At 42.4% G+C, this 17,752-nt stretch carries 17 protein-coding genes; 12 read left to right on the forward strand and 5 right to left on the reverse strand.

The annotated features are described in order from the left end of the window. Positions 1 to 489: 489 nt before the first annotated feature. Both CYLST_RS03360 and CYLST_RS03365 read right to left on the reverse strand, forming a co-directional pair. On the reverse strand, positions 490 to 1,734 hold the full coding sequence (locus tag CYLST_RS03360; protein WP_015206292.1) for an inorganic phosphate transporter: 1,245 nt from the start codon (positions 1,732 to 1,734) through the stop codon (positions 490 to 492). A 59-nt stretch (positions 1,735 to 1,793) separates the two neighbouring features. Continuing rightward, a complete protein-coding gene (locus CYLST_RS03365) occupies positions 1,794 to 2,840 on the reverse strand; it encodes a zinc-dependent dehydrogenase (protein ID WP_015206293.1) in 1,047 nt (348 codons plus the stop codon). A 94-nt stretch (positions 2,841 to 2,934) separates the two neighbouring features. On the opposite strand from CYLST_RS03365, the gene CYLST_RS34135 reads away from it, so the two are divergent. Beyond that, positions 2,935 to 3,078: a hypothetical protein gene (locus CYLST_RS34135; protein ID WP_157162523.1), complete on the forward strand. Its 144-nt coding sequence runs from the start codon at positions 2,935 to 2,937 to the stop codon at positions 3,076 to 3,078. Positions 3,079 to 3,193: 115 nt separating this feature from the next. Here the strand turns inward: CYLST_RS34135 and CYLST_RS03370 are convergent, their stop codons facing one another. Next, the gene (locus CYLST_RS03370; RefSeq protein WP_015206294.1) at positions 3,194 to 4,525 is read right to left on the reverse strand and encodes an aromatic ring-hydroxylating dioxygenase subunit alpha; all 1,332 of its coding nucleotides are present in this window, start codon (positions 4,523 to 4,525) and stop codon (positions 3,194 to 3,196) included. A gap of 267 nt (positions 4,526 to 4,792) precedes the next feature. Between CYLST_RS03370 and CYLST_RS03375 the strand changes: the two genes are divergently transcribed. Continuing rightward, entirely contained in the window at positions 4,793 to 6,619 is a 1,827-nt protein-coding gene (locus CYLST_RS03375; protein ID WP_015206295.1) for an FAD-dependent oxidoreductase, read from the forward strand. A gap of 107 nt (positions 6,620 to 6,726) precedes the next feature. Continuing rightward, the gene (gene patX, locus CYLST_RS36660) at positions 6,727 to 6,963 is read left to right on the forward strand and encodes a heterocyst-inhibiting protein PatX (protein WP_015206296.1); all 237 of its coding nucleotides are present in this window, start codon (positions 6,727 to 6,729) and stop codon (positions 6,961 to 6,963) included. 743 nt (positions 6,964 to 7,706) lie between these two features. Here patX and CYLST_RS03385 read toward each other — a convergent pair. Continuing rightward, positions 7,707 to 8,765 (reverse strand): class I SAM-dependent methyltransferase, encoded by a 1,059-nt coding sequence (locus CYLST_RS03385; protein ID WP_015206297.1) that lies wholly within the window; start codon positions 8,763 to 8,765, stop codon positions 7,707 to 7,709. 357 nt (positions 8,766 to 9,122) lie between these two features. On the opposite strand from CYLST_RS03385, the gene gifA reads away from it, so the two are divergent. After that, positions 9,123 to 9,323 carry a glutamine synthetase inactivation factor IF7A gene (gene gifA, locus CYLST_RS03390; RefSeq protein WP_015206298.1) on the forward strand — a complete coding sequence of 67 codons (201 nt, stop codon included), beginning with the start codon at positions 9,123 to 9,125 and terminating at the stop codon, positions 9,321 to 9,323. A gap of 109 nt (positions 9,324 to 9,432) precedes the next feature. Here gifA and glnA read toward each other — a convergent pair whose 3' ends face one another. After that, positions 9,433 to 10,848, reverse strand: a complete 1,416-nt coding sequence (gene glnA / locus CYLST_RS03395; protein WP_015206299.1) for a type I glutamate--ammonia ligase — start codon at positions 10,846 to 10,848, stop codon at positions 9,433 to 9,435. 360 nt (positions 10,849 to 11,208) lie between these two features. On the opposite strand from glnA, the gene apcB reads away from it, so the two are divergent. From apcB to CYLST_RS03435, 8 genes are all read left to right on the forward strand, one after another. Then, positions 11,209 to 11,718: an allophycocyanin subunit beta gene (gene apcB, locus CYLST_RS03400; RefSeq protein WP_015206300.1), complete on the forward strand. Its 510-nt coding sequence runs from the start codon at positions 11,209 to 11,211 to the stop codon at positions 11,716 to 11,718. A 151-nt stretch (positions 11,719 to 11,869) separates the two neighbouring features. Then, positions 11,870 to 12,511, forward strand: a complete 642-nt coding sequence (locus CYLST_RS03405) for a Uma2 family endonuclease (RefSeq protein ID WP_015206301.1) — start codon at positions 11,870 to 11,872, stop codon at positions 12,509 to 12,511. Between the two features lie 146 nt (positions 12,512 to 12,657). After that, on the forward strand, positions 12,658 to 13,092 hold the full coding sequence (locus CYLST_RS03410; RefSeq protein WP_015206302.1) for a DUF29 family protein: 435 nt from the start codon (positions 12,658 to 12,660) through the stop codon (positions 13,090 to 13,092). Further along, positions 13,093 to 13,911, forward strand: a complete 819-nt coding sequence (locus tag CYLST_RS03415) for a TlyA family RNA methyltransferase (RefSeq protein WP_015206303.1) — start codon at positions 13,093 to 13,095, stop codon at positions 13,909 to 13,911. Between the two features lie 267 nt (positions 13,912 to 14,178). Beyond that, on the forward strand, positions 14,179 to 14,628 hold the full coding sequence (locus CYLST_RS03420) for a DUF29 domain-containing protein (protein ID WP_015206304.1): 450 nt from the start codon (positions 14,179 to 14,181) through the stop codon (positions 14,626 to 14,628). Positions 14,629 to 15,554: 926 nt separating this feature from the next. Continuing rightward, the gene (locus tag CYLST_RS03425) at positions 15,555 to 15,758 is read left to right on the forward strand and encodes a chlorophyll a/b-binding protein (RefSeq protein WP_015206305.1); all 204 of its coding nucleotides are present in this window, start codon (positions 15,555 to 15,557) and stop codon (positions 15,756 to 15,758) included. Positions 15,759 to 15,799: 41 nt separating this feature from the next. Further along, the gene (locus CYLST_RS03430; RefSeq protein WP_015206306.1) at positions 15,800 to 16,003 is read left to right on the forward strand and encodes a chlorophyll a/b-binding protein; all 204 of its coding nucleotides are present in this window, start codon (positions 15,800 to 15,802) and stop codon (positions 16,001 to 16,003) included. Positions 16,004 to 16,494: 491 nt separating this feature from the next. After that, positions 16,495 to 17,682, forward strand: a complete 1,188-nt coding sequence (locus CYLST_RS03435) for a DUF2252 domain-containing protein (RefSeq protein WP_015206307.1) — start codon at positions 16,495 to 16,497, stop codon at positions 17,680 to 17,682. Positions 17,683 to 17,752 lie beyond the last annotated feature (70 nt).

The raw sequence follows: 17,752 nt of genomic DNA on the forward strand, positions 1-17,752 counted from the left end.
TTGTCAGATAAAACAGAAATTTTCACAGGACTTACGCGTTTCAACGTAATTCTGACACGCTGAATACAGTGTTGGCAAAGTGTAAAATTTACCCATTGTCTACTACACGGCGTTGTCTTCAGCATCACAGACTAAAACCCTGTCCGTTTAGTTTGCCCTTAATATTCTCCAGTGCAATTTTTTCTCTTCAAAAAAATCTCACTCAAAATTAATACATATTATTTCGGTGAGGAGATTAATTGTCAAAGGCTTGCGGATGGGTAAGTAGCTACAAGCAAATTATCTGAATTGTTAAGCTATCTGTAAATTTGTGCGGAATGTAACTTGCGTGACAGTTTACATCTCGGATGGGGAATTAAAGTATTTTTCTGTGGAAATTAAAATTATTACCATCCCCTGCACAACATTCTAATGAATGAGCAGCGATTATGCAAAAGTCCGCTTTGTGAGAAGCGTTCGTTGCATAGTTTCATGCTTTCAAAATTCATCTTAAAGAAAGAAAATCCGGGCAATGCTAAAAATAGCACCGCTGAGAACGGCGCTGACGGGGACTGTAATTAACCAGGCGGCGGCGATTCCTTGGAGAGTTGAAAATTTAATTGATTTGATATTTTGCACTAGTCCGATACCAACTACACCGCCAACGAGTGCGTGGGAGGTCGAGACGGGTAAACCTAAGCGGGAGGCTACTAAAATGGTGGTGGCGGTGGCGATTTCGGCACAGAATCCACTACTAGGTTGCAAGGAAATGATGTTTTCGCCAATGGTGGCGATGACTTTTTTACCCCAAACCGCTAAACCACCGACAATGCCAGCACCACCAAGGATGAGTATCCAGATGGGGATGGTAAGACTATCTGCGGGTACGCCACCGGTTTGATTGATGTAGACGATTACAGCTAAGGGAGCGATCGCATTTCCGACATCATTAGAACCATGAGCAAAGGCGACAAAGCAAGCACTCAACAATTGAAATCGTCCAAATAATCCTTCAACGGGATTTGGGATTTTACTGTTTTTTAATTGTCGCCAACTGAAGAAGGTGAGTCCAATGGCTGCTGCTGCACCTGTAAAAAGTGGGATGTCGTGAGAAGGGATGTTGTACCCAAGTTGGTTAATTAAAGAGTTTGTCAGGGGTTGAGTGAGGGTTGGTAAGACAATTACGCCAAATACACTCAATAAAATTGCGCTTAACCAGGGTATCCACTCTTGTAACTGCACTACTGGATCTGGTTGTTCTAAAATCCAGTGTTTGATCAGACTGTAAAACAAAGCGGCGATCGCACCACTGATTACAGGTGTTAAAATCCAGCCAATGGTGATTAAGCCTAGTGATGACCAATCGATGGCACTTGCGCCCAAGGCTACCCAAGTAAATCCGGCGATCGCACCGACAACTGCATGAGATGAGGATACAGGCAAACCCCGTGATGTGGCAATTTGCAGCCACACGCCACTAGACAGCAGTACCGTTAACATGCCAATAACTAATGTTTGCGGTGTTGTGGCGAATAAGGCAGGGTTAGCAATTTTCGTTCCTAGGGTTTCTGTGACTCCCTGCCCAAACAAGATAGCACCGCTAAACTCTAATACCCCAGCAATAATTAGTGCCTGTTTTAAGGTGACAGCTTTGGAACCCACAGAGGTTCCCATCGCATTGGCGACATCGTTAGCGCCGAGATTCCAGGCGACGTAAAAGGCTAGTATGGCGACTATAACTAGGGTATAGGGCATTTTGTTTGGGCTGGTGAGTAATGGGTAATGGGTAATTTATACAACCCATAATCTAGGTTTTACGGATAAATTAAGATTTTGTAGGTTTCTGGTGTGGGTGCGATCGCCATTTCGACAGCTGCTGATAAATTTTGTAATGGATAGCGATCGCTAATCAAAGCTGACACATCAATGCGACGATTAAAGACAATATCCGCCGATAAACCCTGAAGCCGATAGGATGAGCTATAACTGCCCATCAAGTCAATCTCTCGACGGTAGAGTGTATTGGGATTAATGGGAATTGTCAACTCATCGGGAAACTCAGCGAAAAAGAGGATTTTTCCGCCTTTGCGGGTGCAGTCAAGCGCTTGAAAGAAGGCTTTATCACTGGGGACAGCTAACAAGGTGACATCCACACCCATGCCATCGGTGAGAGCATGAATTTTGGCGGCTAAATCAGGATCACGAGCGTCAAAAGCCGCTTCTGCTCCCACTTCTAGGGCTTTTTCAATTCTGGATGGGAGTAAATCAGTAGCGATCGCTTTTCCGCCGAAATACTTCACCAACATCATAAACATTAACCCAATCGGCCCCGCACCAGTCACCAAAACCGTTTGTCCGGGTGCGATTTGGGCTTTTTTCACCGCTTTCAAACAGCAGTTAGTTGGTTCAACAAAACTCGCTTCTTCAAAACTAATATCATCAGGAATCGGAATTAAGCCCCCATTTTGGACAATATGACCTGGTACCTTCACATACTCAGCAAAACCGCCGCCACTGGCGTTAAAACCCGCTGTGGTGGAGATATTTTTGTACACATTGCACATTGAGAAATTATCATTTAGACAGTAGGCGCAACGCATACAAGGAATGTGGTGCATCACAGCCACCCGCTGTCCCTCTTGCCAACCTACAACCTGAGAACCCACAGCCGCAATAATTCCAGCGGTTTCATGTCCAAAAATGCGCGGTGGTTCATATAGTGGATAGCGAATTTTTTTAATATCTGACTGACACAACCCCACAACCCGCACCTGTACCAATACTTCATCTGGTTCCAGCGTCGGGACTGGGATCTCTTCGTAGGATAATTGATTGACGCCTCTAAATACCTGTGCTTTCACGTTGGTTTTTTCCCATTCAATGTTACTAGATGTAACATTAGCGGTCAACTTTCAGCTATAATCTTTCAGATTGCTCTGTTTTAGCTTGTTCTACTTGTCTAGGATTTATCTAGCAGGGTTACCTGATTATGAGGTAGTGCGCGATCGCATTCTCAAAAAATTAAAGGTAGATAGGCAGTCATTGACAGGGAAGGTGATAGACGCTTTGATTAAAGAATTGGGGAAAGATGGTTTGTAAAAAATATCTACTTTTTTATTAGACATCGACCGAATTTAAATGTGCATTTTCTAGAATCATTGTAGAGACGTTGTATACAACGTCTCTACATTCTTTGTCGGAGATGTCTAATAACTTATTTCTCAGCATGAATATAATCGACAAAGTAAAATTTAGGAATGAGCCGGAATTTCAGCCAAGAATAAGCTCCCAGTCCTAAAAGTGCTGTAATGACTAGTGGTAAACCTAGCCGCATACGTAAAGCATCAGGAAGAATCGCCACACCAGAAATAGTAATCACAAAATAAGCTAAAAGTGCTATTTGCAAATGCTGTAGATTTTTTAGCGCATTTCGACAACTACTACAATGCTGGGTATGTTGTTTGTAACAATCCAAGATGACAGCGCGGTTATCATTTATTTGCCACCTTTCAGGAGCAATAATTCCTACTTGATGCCAAGGTAACTTTCCCTGACAATATTTATCGAACCAATTCCGAAACTCAATCACTAAACGATCTGCACTTGTAGGTAATTTATAAGCAGTTTTCCAACTTTCACTTAATTGTTTTTGTTGAAGTAAATACTCCTGCTGATGTAGCAAAATCATATCTCCATCGAGAACCTGATTCCGAGTTTTGATATGATTCCACCAACGGGGTATGAAACGATGCAGCGTTTTAGCAAAGTTGCGGGGAAACTGGGCGACAATTCTGCATTTACCTGGAGACACAGGAATACAGTAGGTAACTAGTCCCAGTTGCTTGTCTGAGTTGGGAACACTAATTGCATATTCCAAGCGACAAGGTGGTTCAAAAGTGATTGTGGTTTGGAAGCGTCCAGCCGTACTTGCCTCAATCAAATTTTCTGTTGATTTAATAATGTTTAGGGCTATGGGTGTTGCTGTTTCTCGATTACCCTGTACCCCATGATGTGCAAAAGGAACATGACTAGGATCTGCTACATTTTCTACTAAGGTCTGCCAGTCATATTCCAAATCGCGGACATAAGAAGACCAAACAAAACCTTTCTTAACATCTATTTGCGGTGACAAAGGCAAGGGTGTATTTGCAGCTAGTTCTGTTGAATCAGCATCAGGCCAGACCCAAAGTAAATCATTTTCCTGCCGCACTGGGAGGGAAACTACACAGAAATTTCGTTGATTTTTAGCTACAAGTTCAGGATTTTCAGCTTGGGGAATGTGAGTACAGATGCCTTGCTCATCAAATTGCCAACCGTGATAACTACACATTAAATTTCCTGTCTTATCGTCAACACGTCCCTCACTCAAGGGTGCAAGACGGTGAGGACACTGATCTAAAAATACCCTGTAATTCTCAGATAACTTAGACTTCCAAATCACTAAACGGATTCCCAGAAGAGTTACGGGAACTGGACGCTGTGGAGCGATGTCTTCAATTGGTGAGAGGGGATACCAATGCTGAAAAAAGTTAAACTCAGCTTGCATTTCACTTCTTCTAATAATTAATTAAATGAATCAGGGTGGAGAAAATTGTATGTCGTAATCTGCAATTACCGCAACCGTTAAATTGTTCGCGTGTTCGCGGCTTATCAAGAGGCTGATGGTGAAATGAACTATTGCTGGAATTTACTCATGGTACACCAGTAAAAGCAGTTTGTGATAGCTTCGCTCTCTTCTCTACGAGAAGCAACGGATATTAAAACTACCTTGTGTGATGTAACCTAACTGGGTACATTCCAGCGAGGTGAAAAAATGGTTAATCAGACATATACAGCCGATGTCTTAGTTGTGGGTGGGGGAACCGGCGGGACTGCTGCGGCTATCCAAGCGGCGCGGAGAGGCGCTAAAACTATCCTTGTGAGTGAGTTTTCTTGGTTGGGGGGAATGCTAACCTCGGCGGGGGTTTCTGCACCGGATGGGAATGAATTAGAAGCTTTTCAGACGGGGTTATGGGGTGCGTTTTTACAGGAATTGAGACGCCGACAATCGGGGGGATTAGATAATAGCTGGGTGAGCTTTTTTAGTTATGATCCGCGTATTGGGGCGGAGATTTTCGCCGATTGGGTGCAGGAATTGCCCAATTTACAGTGGATTTCGGGAAAAGTGCCGTTAGAGGTTTTGCGGACGGGGGACTGTATTACAGGTGTCCGCTTTACAGATTTCACCGTCACCGCTCAGGTGATTCTCGACGGTACAGAGTTAGGAGATTTATTGGCTTTAGGAGAAATACCTTACCGTTGGGGCTGGGAATGGCGATTGCCTCCGGCACTGCGCTCCGCGCAATCGCCTAGGTTGGGGCGAAGCCCATCGCAATGGGGAGAGCCGAGCGCACCAGACAAACCTAATGCTCTCACAGAAAGATATCCTGTGCAAGCGCCAACTTGGGTAGTAATTATGCAAGATTTTGGTGATGCAGAAGCACCAGTTATTCCCGCTGCTCCTAATTATGATCCATCTCAGTTTACAGGTGCTTGGGATGACTATGGCCCTGAGAAATTTCTCAATTACGGACGCTTGCCAGATAATCGATTTATGATTAATTGGCCTATCTGTGGCAATGACTACGGCCTTGGGGTTGGGCGTTTGCTAGAGTCGGAGACATCAAGACGTGAGTTTCTCCAAGAATGTCGCTGGCATAGCCAAAACTTTGCCCATTTTATCCAAACTCACCTTGGTCGTCGCTATGGTTTAGCAGAAGGGATTTTTCCTTCTTCCCCTGATGCCTTTGCACTGCATCCCTATTACCGGGAAAGCCGCCGCTTAATCGGGCTAACTACCGTTTGTGAGCATGATATTTTACCATTACCAGGGGGTAGAGTAGCATCTCTTTTTGATGATGCGATCGCAGTTGGTAACTACGCCAATGACCACCATTATCCTGGTGTTAAGTTCCCACTGCAACCAAAATCTATCCGCTGGGGGGGACGTTGGACGGGGACTCCCTTTACAATTCCCTATAAAAGCTTAATTCCTGCCACTACAGATGGTTTGTTAGTCTGTGAGAAGAATATTTCTGTCTCCCATATTGCTAACGGTGCTACCAGACTGCAACCTGTGGTCTTGGGCATTGGTCAAGCAGCGGGTATGGCGGCGGCTTTATGCGTGGAGTTAAACTGCCAGCCAAGGGATTTAGCGGTGAGGATGCTGCAAGAAGCTTTATTAAAATGCGATCGCTTCGGGCGGGGCGCAGCCCATCGCGCAAAAGCAGCAATTATCCCTTTATTTAATTTACCGCCCAATCATCCAGAGTGGCTACACTGGCAATTTTATTATTTAGACCATCCAGAAGCTTATCCCGCCAGCGGTAATTACCCAGGCTCATTAATTGCTGAGTCTGATTACTCAATTGAGGAATTGGACTGTGTTACAGGCGTTTTTCACCGCTTGGATTGGCAAAACTACAGATTGCATATCACAACACCAACCAAATATCAATACCTCGATTGGCAGATTGTGACTAAGCGATCGCACATTGATGAGCAACTACAAGCCCTGAGCGATGAACAAATTATTACAGTCTGGGGACATCTAAACCTTTCTGGTAATTGGTTTCTAATCGAACATCTAGATAGAGAATAAAACTGTTTTTTGTTCAGTGCAGCACAATACTTTTTAATAAATTGTCCGGATGCCCATACAAAAACTAAGTATCAGTGAATTGGAGAGTTCTAAAATAGACATCTACTATGCGTGCTGCCATTCCACTTTTAGTATCGAGTCTGGTGTTCGGCTCCTTAGCTTTAAACTGCGAAGCGATGCTCGGCCAATTATCCCGTCTGCTGCTTGTCAGCTCTGGTTCACAGCTGTTAGTCTCTGCAAAACCTAAACCTAGACCTAACCAACCAGACAAGCCAGTTCCTCATCGCGGTAGCGGGCGCAGAGAGTTAATGGAATCTTTCGGAAACGCCCATTTTGTTATTTAACAACCCTAGGGTAATACGAATTCTAGAAGGGTTAGTTGTCTGGTAGCAAGGGAATCAAATTACCATACACAACTTCTCTTTCCAGAAATACAGACAGTTAACGCACGACAGAATTAATTAACCGTTGAGTATTTCATCCTCTTTAACAGAGATACAGACAGTTAACGCACGACAGAATTAATTAACCGTTGAGTATTTCATCCTCTTTAACAGAGATACAAACAGTTAACGCACGACAGAATTAATTAACCGTTGAGTATTTCATCCTCTTTAACAGAGATACAAACAGTTAACGCACGACAGAATTAATTAACCGTTGAGTATTTCATCCTCTTTAACAGAGATACAAACAGTTAACGCACGACAGAATTACTTAACCGTTTCCTTCTTTGATTAGTGAGCTTTTGTATAGGTAGTTAGCGTGAATCCTGAGGAACGTAACAACGAACCAAATTGACTGCCTATCTCGACAGCATCACCCACTCCTCAAAACCACACAACTCTTGCTCGTAATCCCTCTTAAAGTTTGAGTCTTGACCTTCTACTGATCTAGAAAACGACGTCACTTAGGTTATCAGTCTCCTGCGTCCTGGTTTTTCTCCTCAGGGCTTGCTCCTAAAGATAAATATCCTCCAAGGAGATGCTAGATCATCCTAAGTATTATTACCTTCCAAGACCAGATGCGAAATTTCGCATCTGGTTTTTTTGGGGTTAACGGTAAAAAACCATCAAGAAAATTTGTCTCAGGCTGGCTTATGAGCAATAAAATACTTACTCATAAAGTGGACTTGTATATCAATATTTTCAAAGCCTGCTTTCTCTAGACGCTCTACTAAGTCATCAGTAGCATAATGCTTGTAGTAGGGTTCATGAAAAGTTTCGGGGAAGTTGTCAATCATCAGTTCCATTTCTGGTGAATCACTCTTTTGAATTGAGTCACAGATAATAAAGACTCCCCCTGGTTTCGTCACTCGAAAGCATTGTTCGATAACCGCTTGACGCGCCGTGGCTGGTAACTCATGGAAGAGAAAAACAGAAGTTACAGCATGAAAATAGTCATCCAGGTAAGGTAACTCTTCAGCATTTGCTTGCAAAAGTTGCGGTAATTCGACCGGATTTTGAGACAGGAGTTCATTGGCCTTACGCAGATAAGCTGGCGACAAATCTGCACCAAATAGAGATGCTTGAGGTAGAGCCGCCCGCATCAACTTCAGAGTCCGCCCGGTGCCACAAGCAACATCTAAAATCCGAACATTTCGTGGTGGAACATTCCCAAAAATTTCCAGCCCAGACTTGAGAGGAGCGAGAATCCGCCGCCGCATCGCATCAGTTGAGCCACCAAACAGAATTTCCACCTGCAAGTCATATAAATTGGCTGACATCTCGCTTAAGTAGCCATTGCTTTGGTGATGGAAGTTCTGCATGTAGTAGCTGGGATAACCATCTGTCTCTATTTCTGGCGAAAAGTCTTGATTATTATTTTGTTTCATCCGCTCCCAAATCTGAGGTAAATCTAGCCAAGTTACTGGGTAGTAGCGGAAAAAGTCTTCCCAGGGATTATCAAACAAAAGGCTTTTGGGATATACACCTTTTTCAGCATCTTGCCAATCTGTTTCTAGCAGCTGATTCAATTTTTCTTGAAGTTTGAGTAAAACCTCGTTCGGAATAGGTTTAACCTGCTGCTCAAGGGTTGGATGCACTAGCTTCCGCAACTGTGAACTTAAAGTCTTGTGAGCTAGTCCAAAGTAGTTTTTGCCTTGTTGAAAGGTCTGATAAGTCAGCTTTGTTAAAGTGTCAGACATAAAAATGCTCTGGATTTTATAACGTTAAATAATTATAAGTAAAAAAATGTAACAAACAAAGCCTCTACTGTCAGGAAGGCGCGGGCGCTGAGGTGAAACTGACCGAAAAGGGGCAGTGGATCATTCCTTCCTTTGAACATGAAGGACAATTTCCGCAATTAATCGCTTTTTATGCTGGATTAGTCACATTTATCCCGACTTTTGACAATCGAAAGATATTCAAGAGGACGAGATAATGTAAAGTTTTATTAAATTAATCAATTCCGTAGCTTATGATACAGAATCCCTGTTATTATAGTTAGTGAAAGGATAACTAGCCAATCACATATCACTAAAAAATTAAGAGAGGACTGTATTATGTCTATTCAAGAAAAATCTCGTGCATTAATGGTGCTTCAACATCAGCAAGTTAAGAATCGTCAACAATCGATGCTGATGCGTTCTGCACAAGAAATCGGTCTACATGAAGAACTATCCCACTACTGGAACCCAATTCAAGGCAAGATAGATCCGACAACGCAGATGATTTACGGCCGCAGCAATGCCTCCATGAGCTGAGTAGCGCTCCTTTTTTAAACTTTGTAGCTTGAGTCTGAGACTCAACTGAACAAATGTGGAAAAAAAAGCCACCCCCTAGGGTGGCAGAAAAATTTACTAATTTTTAGAATTAGCAATCGTAATAGAGGAAGAATTCATAAGGATGAGGACGCAACTGCATCTGCTTAACTTCGTTAACTAGCTTGTAGTCAATCCAGTTTTGGATGAAGTCTTCAGAAAAGACACCTGTATCTGTCAAGAAAGCGTGGTCGTTTTCCAGTGCTTCCAATGCCAGTTCTAGAGAACCAGGAGTGGAAGGAACCTTCGCCAGTTCTTCTGGAGAGAGTTCATAGATATTTTTATCTAAGGGTTCACCGGGATGGATTTTGTTCTTAATACCATCAAGACCAGCACAAAGCATGGCAGCAAAGGCCAAGTAGGGGTTAGAAGTAGCATCTGGACAACGGAACTCTAATCGCTTGGCTTTAGGGTTATCGCCAGACAGAGGAATCCGCACAGAAGCAGAACGATTACCTTGGGAGTAAGCCAAGTTTACAGGTGCTTCATAACCAGGTACTAGGCGCTTGTAGGAGTTGGTGGTGGGATTGGTGATTGCCAAGAGTGCTGGTGCGTGCTTGAGAATACCACCAATGTAGTACAGTCCCATTTCACTCATCCCAGCATACTTATCACCTGCAAACAAGGGTTTACCATCTTTCCAGATCGACTGGTGACAGTGCATACCGGAACCGTTATCGCCAAAAATTGGTTTTGGCATGAAGGTGACGGTTTTACCGTATTTCCTAGCCACGTTCTTGATCACATATTTGTATGTCATCAACCAGTCAGCAGCTTGGATCAACTTACCAAACTTGAAACCCAGTTCGCACTGACCACCGGTAGCAACTTCGTGGTGTTGCTTTTCAATGGGTACGCCGCAGGCTGCCATTGTCAGTAGCATTTCTGTCCGGATATCTTGGAAGGTATCCGTTGGTGGAACTGGGAAGTAACCTTCTTTGAAGCGTGTTTTGTAACCGAGGTTGGGGCTTTCCTTTCTGCCTGTGTTCCAACGACCTTCTACAGAATCTACGTGGTAGTAGCCTTCGTTGGCAGTTTGGTCGTAGCGGACATCATCAAAAATGAAGAATTCGGCTTCTGGGCCAAAGAAGGCTGTGTCACCAAGTCCAGTGGAAGCTAGGTAATCTATTGCTTTTTGGGCAATAACGCGCGGGCAACGGTTGTACCATTCACCCGTGCGGGGTTCTTTGATGCTACAAATTATACTTAGCGTTGGCTCTTTCATGAACGGGTCGATCCAAGCGGTGTTTGGATCAAGTACCATCGTCATGTCTGATTCTTCAATGCCTTTCCAACCCCGAATACTCGAACCGTCGAAGGGTACGCCATCAGAGAATGAACTTTCATCGATTTGGTCGTGAAACACGGTGAGATGCTGCCATGTCCCCGGTGTATCGATGAATTTCAGATCAATCATCTGAATTTTTTGGTCTTGAATCAACTTTAAGACTTCTTTGGGGGTTGTCATTCTTACTCCTTCTGTAGCCAATTAACTAAAGTAAAACCAGAATCTGCCAAAGCATCCTAACCCTGCTGCGCCAACCCAAGTTGTGACATACCTGAAATATCGTAGTTACTGGACATTGGGTAAAATTGTAGCAGTTGATACAGATTATCTGGATTACAGGTTATATTAACCTTTCTCTGCTGATCTGCACAAAACTGGAAAGTTCATCACATAGGGGTCAACTTTGGCATAGAATCCTTAAGTAGCAGATGGATTGTTTTTGTGCCGAATCAATTTTAAATGGCACAAAAAATTTACTGGTGCATAAGTGCAGCCAAATAAATATCAAACCATAGATAGTAATGATTGGGAGAAAAAGGAATGCGCGATGCAGTAACAAGTTTAATTAAGAATTATGACGTAGCCGGGCGCTATTTTGACCGGAATGCGCTCGATAGCCTCAAGTCTTACTTTGATAGTGGTACCGCACGGGTGCAAGCGGCAGCGGCGATTAATTCTAACGCGGCGGCAATTGTCAAACAGGCTGGTTCTAAGTTATTTGAAGAATTGCCAGAATTGATTCGCCCTAGTGGTAACGCCTATACGACTCGTCGTTATGCGGCTTGTCTGCGGGATATGGACTACTACCTCCGTTATGCTACCTATGCGCTGGTTGCTGGTAACACGAATGTGTTAGATGAACGTGTGCTGCAAGGGTTGCGGGAAACTTACAATTCTTTGGGCGTTCCTATTGGTCCCACGGTTCGCGGTGTCCAGATTATGAAGGATATGGTCAAGGCACAAGTTGCGGGGGCTGGTATTGCCAATACCGCTTTTGTGGATGAACCTTTTGACCATATCACTCGTGAGTTGAGCGAAACGGATATTTAGCTTAAACCAGGGCGATTATAAATCACGCCTACATAAACAAAGTCCGCCTACGCGGACTTAATTAATATCGCACTTTGGCTTTATTGGCAAGGTGCGGTTACTTTTTTTAAACCTAAAATAGAATTACAGTTAGCAGTCTGATGCTTAAGCTATGTTTGCCCTGATATCACCAGATAAAACCCAAATTCCCCCTGGTGCAGTGGTGCGGATGCCTGCAACTTGGGAAGAATATCAAACTCTCTGCCAACAACGGGGCGATCGCACAATTCCCCGGTTAAAATATCGAGATGGGGAAGTTCTGCTGATGTCACCTTTGCCACAACATGGTCGAGATGCTCACCTCATCGCTAGTGTAATCACTACCCTTCTCGATTATTTCCAGCTTGAGTATGATGCTTTCACCCCGGTGACAATGGAACTCCCCGAAGAAAGCGGACTAGAACCGGATTACTGTTTCTACATTGACAACTGGCAAGCTGTATCTGGCAAAAAGCGCATTAACTGGAGTATTGATCCACCACCCGATCTGGTGCTGGAAATTGATGTCACTAGTTATACTGATGTCAACGACTATTTACCCTATCGCGTGCCAGAAATTTGGCTGTGTAAACAAAAGCAACTGTTTATTTATCAACTTCACCAAAACAGCTATTTATCCCAAACCCATAGCCGCTACTTCCCTACTCTTGACTTACATGGCATTGTCCAGCAGTGTTTGGAAACTGCCTATAACCGCAATACCAGTGCAGCCATACGAGAACTAAGGCAATTCCTTGATCATGAAAAATCCTAACCTAGGAAAACCCATTTTTTACTCGTATGCTAATTTTCTTGTTTTGTTGCTATAGTTTCTAAAAATTTCTACCACCGACATAAAAGATTCTGCTAAACAATTGCTCTTTGCAGTTGCTTAGGCGACGATGTTTGAGGCGCTACATTATGGAAGAATTATTAACCCTGAAAGGCTTGCTTCTGCAAGGTGATGTCCAAGGGGCATTAGTTATAGTTGAAGAATTAGAAGAAATGAGCCGAAATGATATTATCAAGACGATTCGGAATTATGCAGTAATTCTGCTGTTGCACTTGATTAAACAAAAAGCTGAAAACCGCACAACTCGCTCTTGGGAAGTCTCAATTAGAAATTCGGTTCGGGAAATTCAACGAGAAAATAAACGTCGTAAAGCTGGAGGTTATTATCTCACAAGAGAAGAATTAGGAGAAACTTTAGAAGAAGCTTATTTGAATGCTATTGATCAGGCTTCGCTTGAAGTAGAAGAAGGTCGTTATGAGTCAGAAGAATTAGAAAAGCTGGTTAATTGCGAAGAAATTATTTATCATGCTTTAGATTTAATCTCATCAGGAGAATCAAGTTAATTGGTTAAACAACGACTAGATACGCTTTTAGTAGATTTAGGTTTATGCCCTTCCCGTCAGCAAGCACAACGGCTAATTCAAGCTGGGGAAGTGACGGTGAATCAACAAATGATTGATAAAGCCGGGACTGAGGTTGATGTTGCGGCGCAAATTCAAGTAAAAGAACGTCCTCCTTTTGTTTCTCGTGGTGGTGAAAAACTTTCTAAGGCTTTAGAAATATTTGCAATTTCTGTATCTGGACGGATTTGTTTAGATGGGGGAATTTCTACGGGTGGCTTTACTGATTGTTTATTGCAAGCCGGCGCAAAACAAGTTTACGGAATTGATGTTGGCTACGGACAAGTTGACTGGAAAATCAGAACTGATGAACGGGTGATTTTAAAAGAACGTACCAATTTACGGCAATTAAAACCAGAAGATTTATATGCTGAAAATGCGACGCTTCCTGATTTAGCAGTGGTGGATGTGTCGTTTATTTCTTTAACTAAGATTTTGCCGGCTTTATGGCAACTTACGCAAGCGCCCAGAGAGGCGGTGTTGCTGGTGAAACCGCAATTTGAGGTCGGGAGGTCTCGCGTGGGTAAGAAGGGTGTTGTCCGCGATCCTATTGACCAAGGCGAGGCAATTTTCCAGGTGTTGCAGGTGGCTTTAGAGTTAGGATGGAAGTATCAGGGGTTAACTTGGTCGCCAATAACTGGGCCTGCGGGAAATATTGAGTATCTTTTGTGGTTGGGAATGGAAGGTGAAACACCACCGCCAGATTTAATAACTATTCAGGAAATGACGAAGAAGGTAGTTCAGGAGTTTCTGAAAAAATAATGTCAATATAGCCCTTACGACTGGAAGTCGCGGCTACCAGAACGAAGTCCGCCTGCGCGGACTAAAGAAATAACTAAAATTATTGTAGGGCTTAAAAGAATGAACTAGCCCTAGTACCGCAAGGCAGAATTCAAAATTCAAAATTCAAAATGATTACAGCGTAAGCGTTTTGTTAATTTGGAATGGTCTGTTTATTTGCGCCGTGCTGTACTAGTAAAAGATATCTGGTAAAAGATATTTACTATTTAATGAATGGGGGACTAAAAAATGAGTAATCAATTTGGTTTGTCATCTTTCTATGAACAAGATTATGAATTATGGTTGGAGTCAACTATTAATCAGTTGCGACAACATGACTTTGATAATTTAGATATTGATTTATTAATAGAAGAAATAGAGGAAATGGGTGGGAGTTTAAAAGATGCGTTAGAAAATAATTTAATTGTGATTTTAGCCCATTTACTTAAATGGAAATATCAACCTGTACATCGTTCAGGAAGTTGGCGAGCTAGTATTAAAGAACATCGTCGCCGCATTAATAAATCTATCCAAAAACATCCCAGTTTGAGCAGATATTATGAGAGTATTTTTGAGGAATGTTATCTTCCTGCTTTAGATTGGGCAGTGGAAGAAACTGGGTTATGTCCTGATATTTTTCCACAACAATGTCCCTTTACTCCTCAACAGGTAATTGATAGTGAATTTTTGCCTAATTAAAAAAAATGCCGGCAGATTGCAACTTGGTGGGGTACAGATTATCGTAAGTAAGGGTACAACATTCTTCATTGGTGTCAACTTAAGCGCAACCCGTTGTCCCACACACATTTGACCCCACCCCTCAATCCTTACCCCTAATCCCCACTCCGTGGGGGCCCCGAGTTCCCCTCATGAGGTTCGGGGAGGTTTTGCGTCAGCAAAACCGGGGTGGGGTTCTTTGGGGTTGGTTGGTAATTGAATAAGTTTGATATAACGCCATTACAAGGGTTTCACCTTAAGTTGACATGTATGAACATTGTTGTCTACCCGTGTACTTTATTTACCTGAAAAATTCTGTCAGCGGTAGGTATTTACTTATGTTCTTGGGTGCAAGTAATAAACATATTCTTGATTTTTTCAGGACTTACACAACTGGCACAGTGCGATCGCATTTATATAGTATTTATGTACCATATAAAAATGGCGCATCCAAAGAGGATTCCTGAATAGCTTTTATAAAAAAACCATGATTATAGGCTTAATGCATTTGATTATTTTGCTTGTAACTCAGTTCAAATTTTGAGTTCAACAACCTTACACTTTCGCTAGAAACTACCCATTCATAATATAGGGTGAAAGTCCCTTTGCTTGCACTCAACACTCAGTAATTGCCATAAAATCTGGCTTATCCTAGGTTGTGTCTTTGGCATTTCTAATTACTGAATTACATCAAATTGATTTACTGAAATTGTACTTCAGCTAACGATACTTTACATTTATTTACAAATATATTTTTTGTCACCCTCTCAAGGCAGATTTATCTCTACCGATAGACCTTTGATAATCGTCCACAAGAAGTGCTTCTGGTTTGTACCCACAGGCAGAAAGCAGTTTTGTATGCAAAAGCTACATTGAAGTTAAGCACCAAGTTGTTGAAGACAAAAAATATGGAAACTCGCTCTACTACTGATTTACCGCCAGTTGCTACAGAATACAACGGCAGAGATCGCAATGAATTTCTGTTTGGCTCAACTCCCCAAGCCGAACTCTGGAACGGTCGTTTGGCAATGATTGGTTTTCTTGCTTATTTACTGTGGGACTTAGCTGGCTATAGTGTCCTTCGGGACGTATTGCACCTGATTGGCTACTAATAAGATTCAACCAAAACCCGCTTGATTTTGGAGACAAAAAAATGGAAACTCGCTCTTCTACCGATTTACCACCTGTTGCTAAAGCCTACAATGGTATAGATCGTAACGCCTTTGTCTTTGGCTGGAATCCCCAAGCTGAATTGTGGAACGGTCGCTTGGCAATGATTGGCTTTCTAGCGTACTTACTTTGGGATTTAGCAGGCTTTAGCGTTCTACGTGACGTGCTGCATTTCATCAGATATTAGTGAGAGAAATTTGTCCAGACGGATCGCAGTCTTATTGATTACCAATTAATCAAAAAAGTCACTTACACTGTAGGTGGCTTTTTTGTATTATTAACAAATCGACTTCTGGTGTGGCTTACAGCTATTTTCAAATAAATGAACCACTTTCTCGGAAATTAAAATCCCTGTAGAGATGTTGCATGCAACGTCTCTACACCGTGGTCTAAATAAATGATTTCTGCTGTAATATATATTTTATTGTCTCACACTCCAGAAAAGAGAAGAATGAGGTTGGTAGGGTAGATAAGTTTACAGCATTTTTCAGGTAAATGAAGTGCACGGGTAGACAACATTGTTGTCTACGATAATCTGTATCTCACCAAGTTGCAATCTGCTGTAAGTTGATAGCGTGTGATAATGGTGATGTTGTAGACTTGGATAACAAAACATATAAGATTGTCAAACCAAAAAACTTTCCATACAAGTAAGGCATTACATTAAAACTAAAAAAGATGACAAACAATATAATTGAGAGGATTGAAAAATTTAACAAAGGACGTAACCCAGAACGGCTGAAGTTAAAATACAAGAATATGCGTGATGATGTATTTACTTTTTATCGCGGAACTTGCCATTTATTTTATGAAGACTTTCCTAAAGATTCACCTTTAAATGCAGCGCCGTCAGCTTGGATTTGTGGCGACTTGCACCTAGAAAACCTGGGCAGTTATAAGGGGAATAACCGATTAGTTTATTTTGATATTAATGATTTTGATGAATCTTGTCTTGCTCCCTGTACCTGGGATGTGGTAAGAGCTATTACAAGTATAATAGTTGGTTCTCAGGCTCTGGGAGTAAATGAATCAGAAGCACTGCATTTAAACAATCACTTTCTTGATGCCTACACTAATGCTTTGGCGAAAGGAAAGGCTAGGAGTGTGGAGAAGGAAACTGCTAAAGGTTTAGTTAAAGATTTATTAGAAAGTCTCAAGAAACGCGATCGCCAAAGGTTTCTAGATGAACGCACCAAAGAAAAGAAAGGCAAGCGGCGCTTAATTATTGACAATAAACGGACTGCTGAAGCCACGGAGTCAGAGCAGCATAAAGTCAAAGAACTAATCGCTGCTTGGCATAAATCTTCACAACAAGATGCGGATTTTTACCATGTTTTGGATGTGCAACAGCGAATAGCTGGTACGGGTAGTTTAGGGTTAGAACGTTACGTAATTTTGGTGGAAGGTAAAGGTTCTCCTGATGAGAATTATCTATTAGATTTTAAGGAAACACGAAATAGCTCATTGCAAGACTATTTAACACTACCGCAGCCGCAGTGGGAGAGTCCAGCAGCGCGGGTAGTTGCGCTTCAAAAACGACTGCAAGGAACTTCACTGGCGCTGTTGGAGGCGATAGTTGATGGTGATAAGTCTTATGTGTTGCGGGAGTTGCAACCAACACAAGATAAGGTGAATTTAAAAGCTTGGGATGGGAAGTTGGGACGTTTAGAAAAGTTGATGCAGACAATGGGTGAAGTGACGGCGTGGGATCAATTGCGTAGTAGTGGTAGACAAGGTTCGGCTACAGCAGATGATTTAATTAACTTTGCTCACTCGTCTGATTGGCGCGATGAACTCCTGAAGTATGCCAGCAGCTATTCTCAGCGTGTAGAACAAGATTATCAGGAGTTTTGTCAAAAATTATGAGCAAAACCCCTGTATTCCCATCCCGTCAGTAGTCAGGAAGCATGTTTTTCAAAGTGGTAAATAGCAATGC

This window comes from Cylindrospermum stagnale PCC 7417, from assembly GCF_000317535.1.
Lineage (GTDB): Bacteria > Cyanobacteriota > Cyanobacteriia > Cyanobacteriales > Nostocaceae > Cylindrospermum > Cylindrospermum stagnale.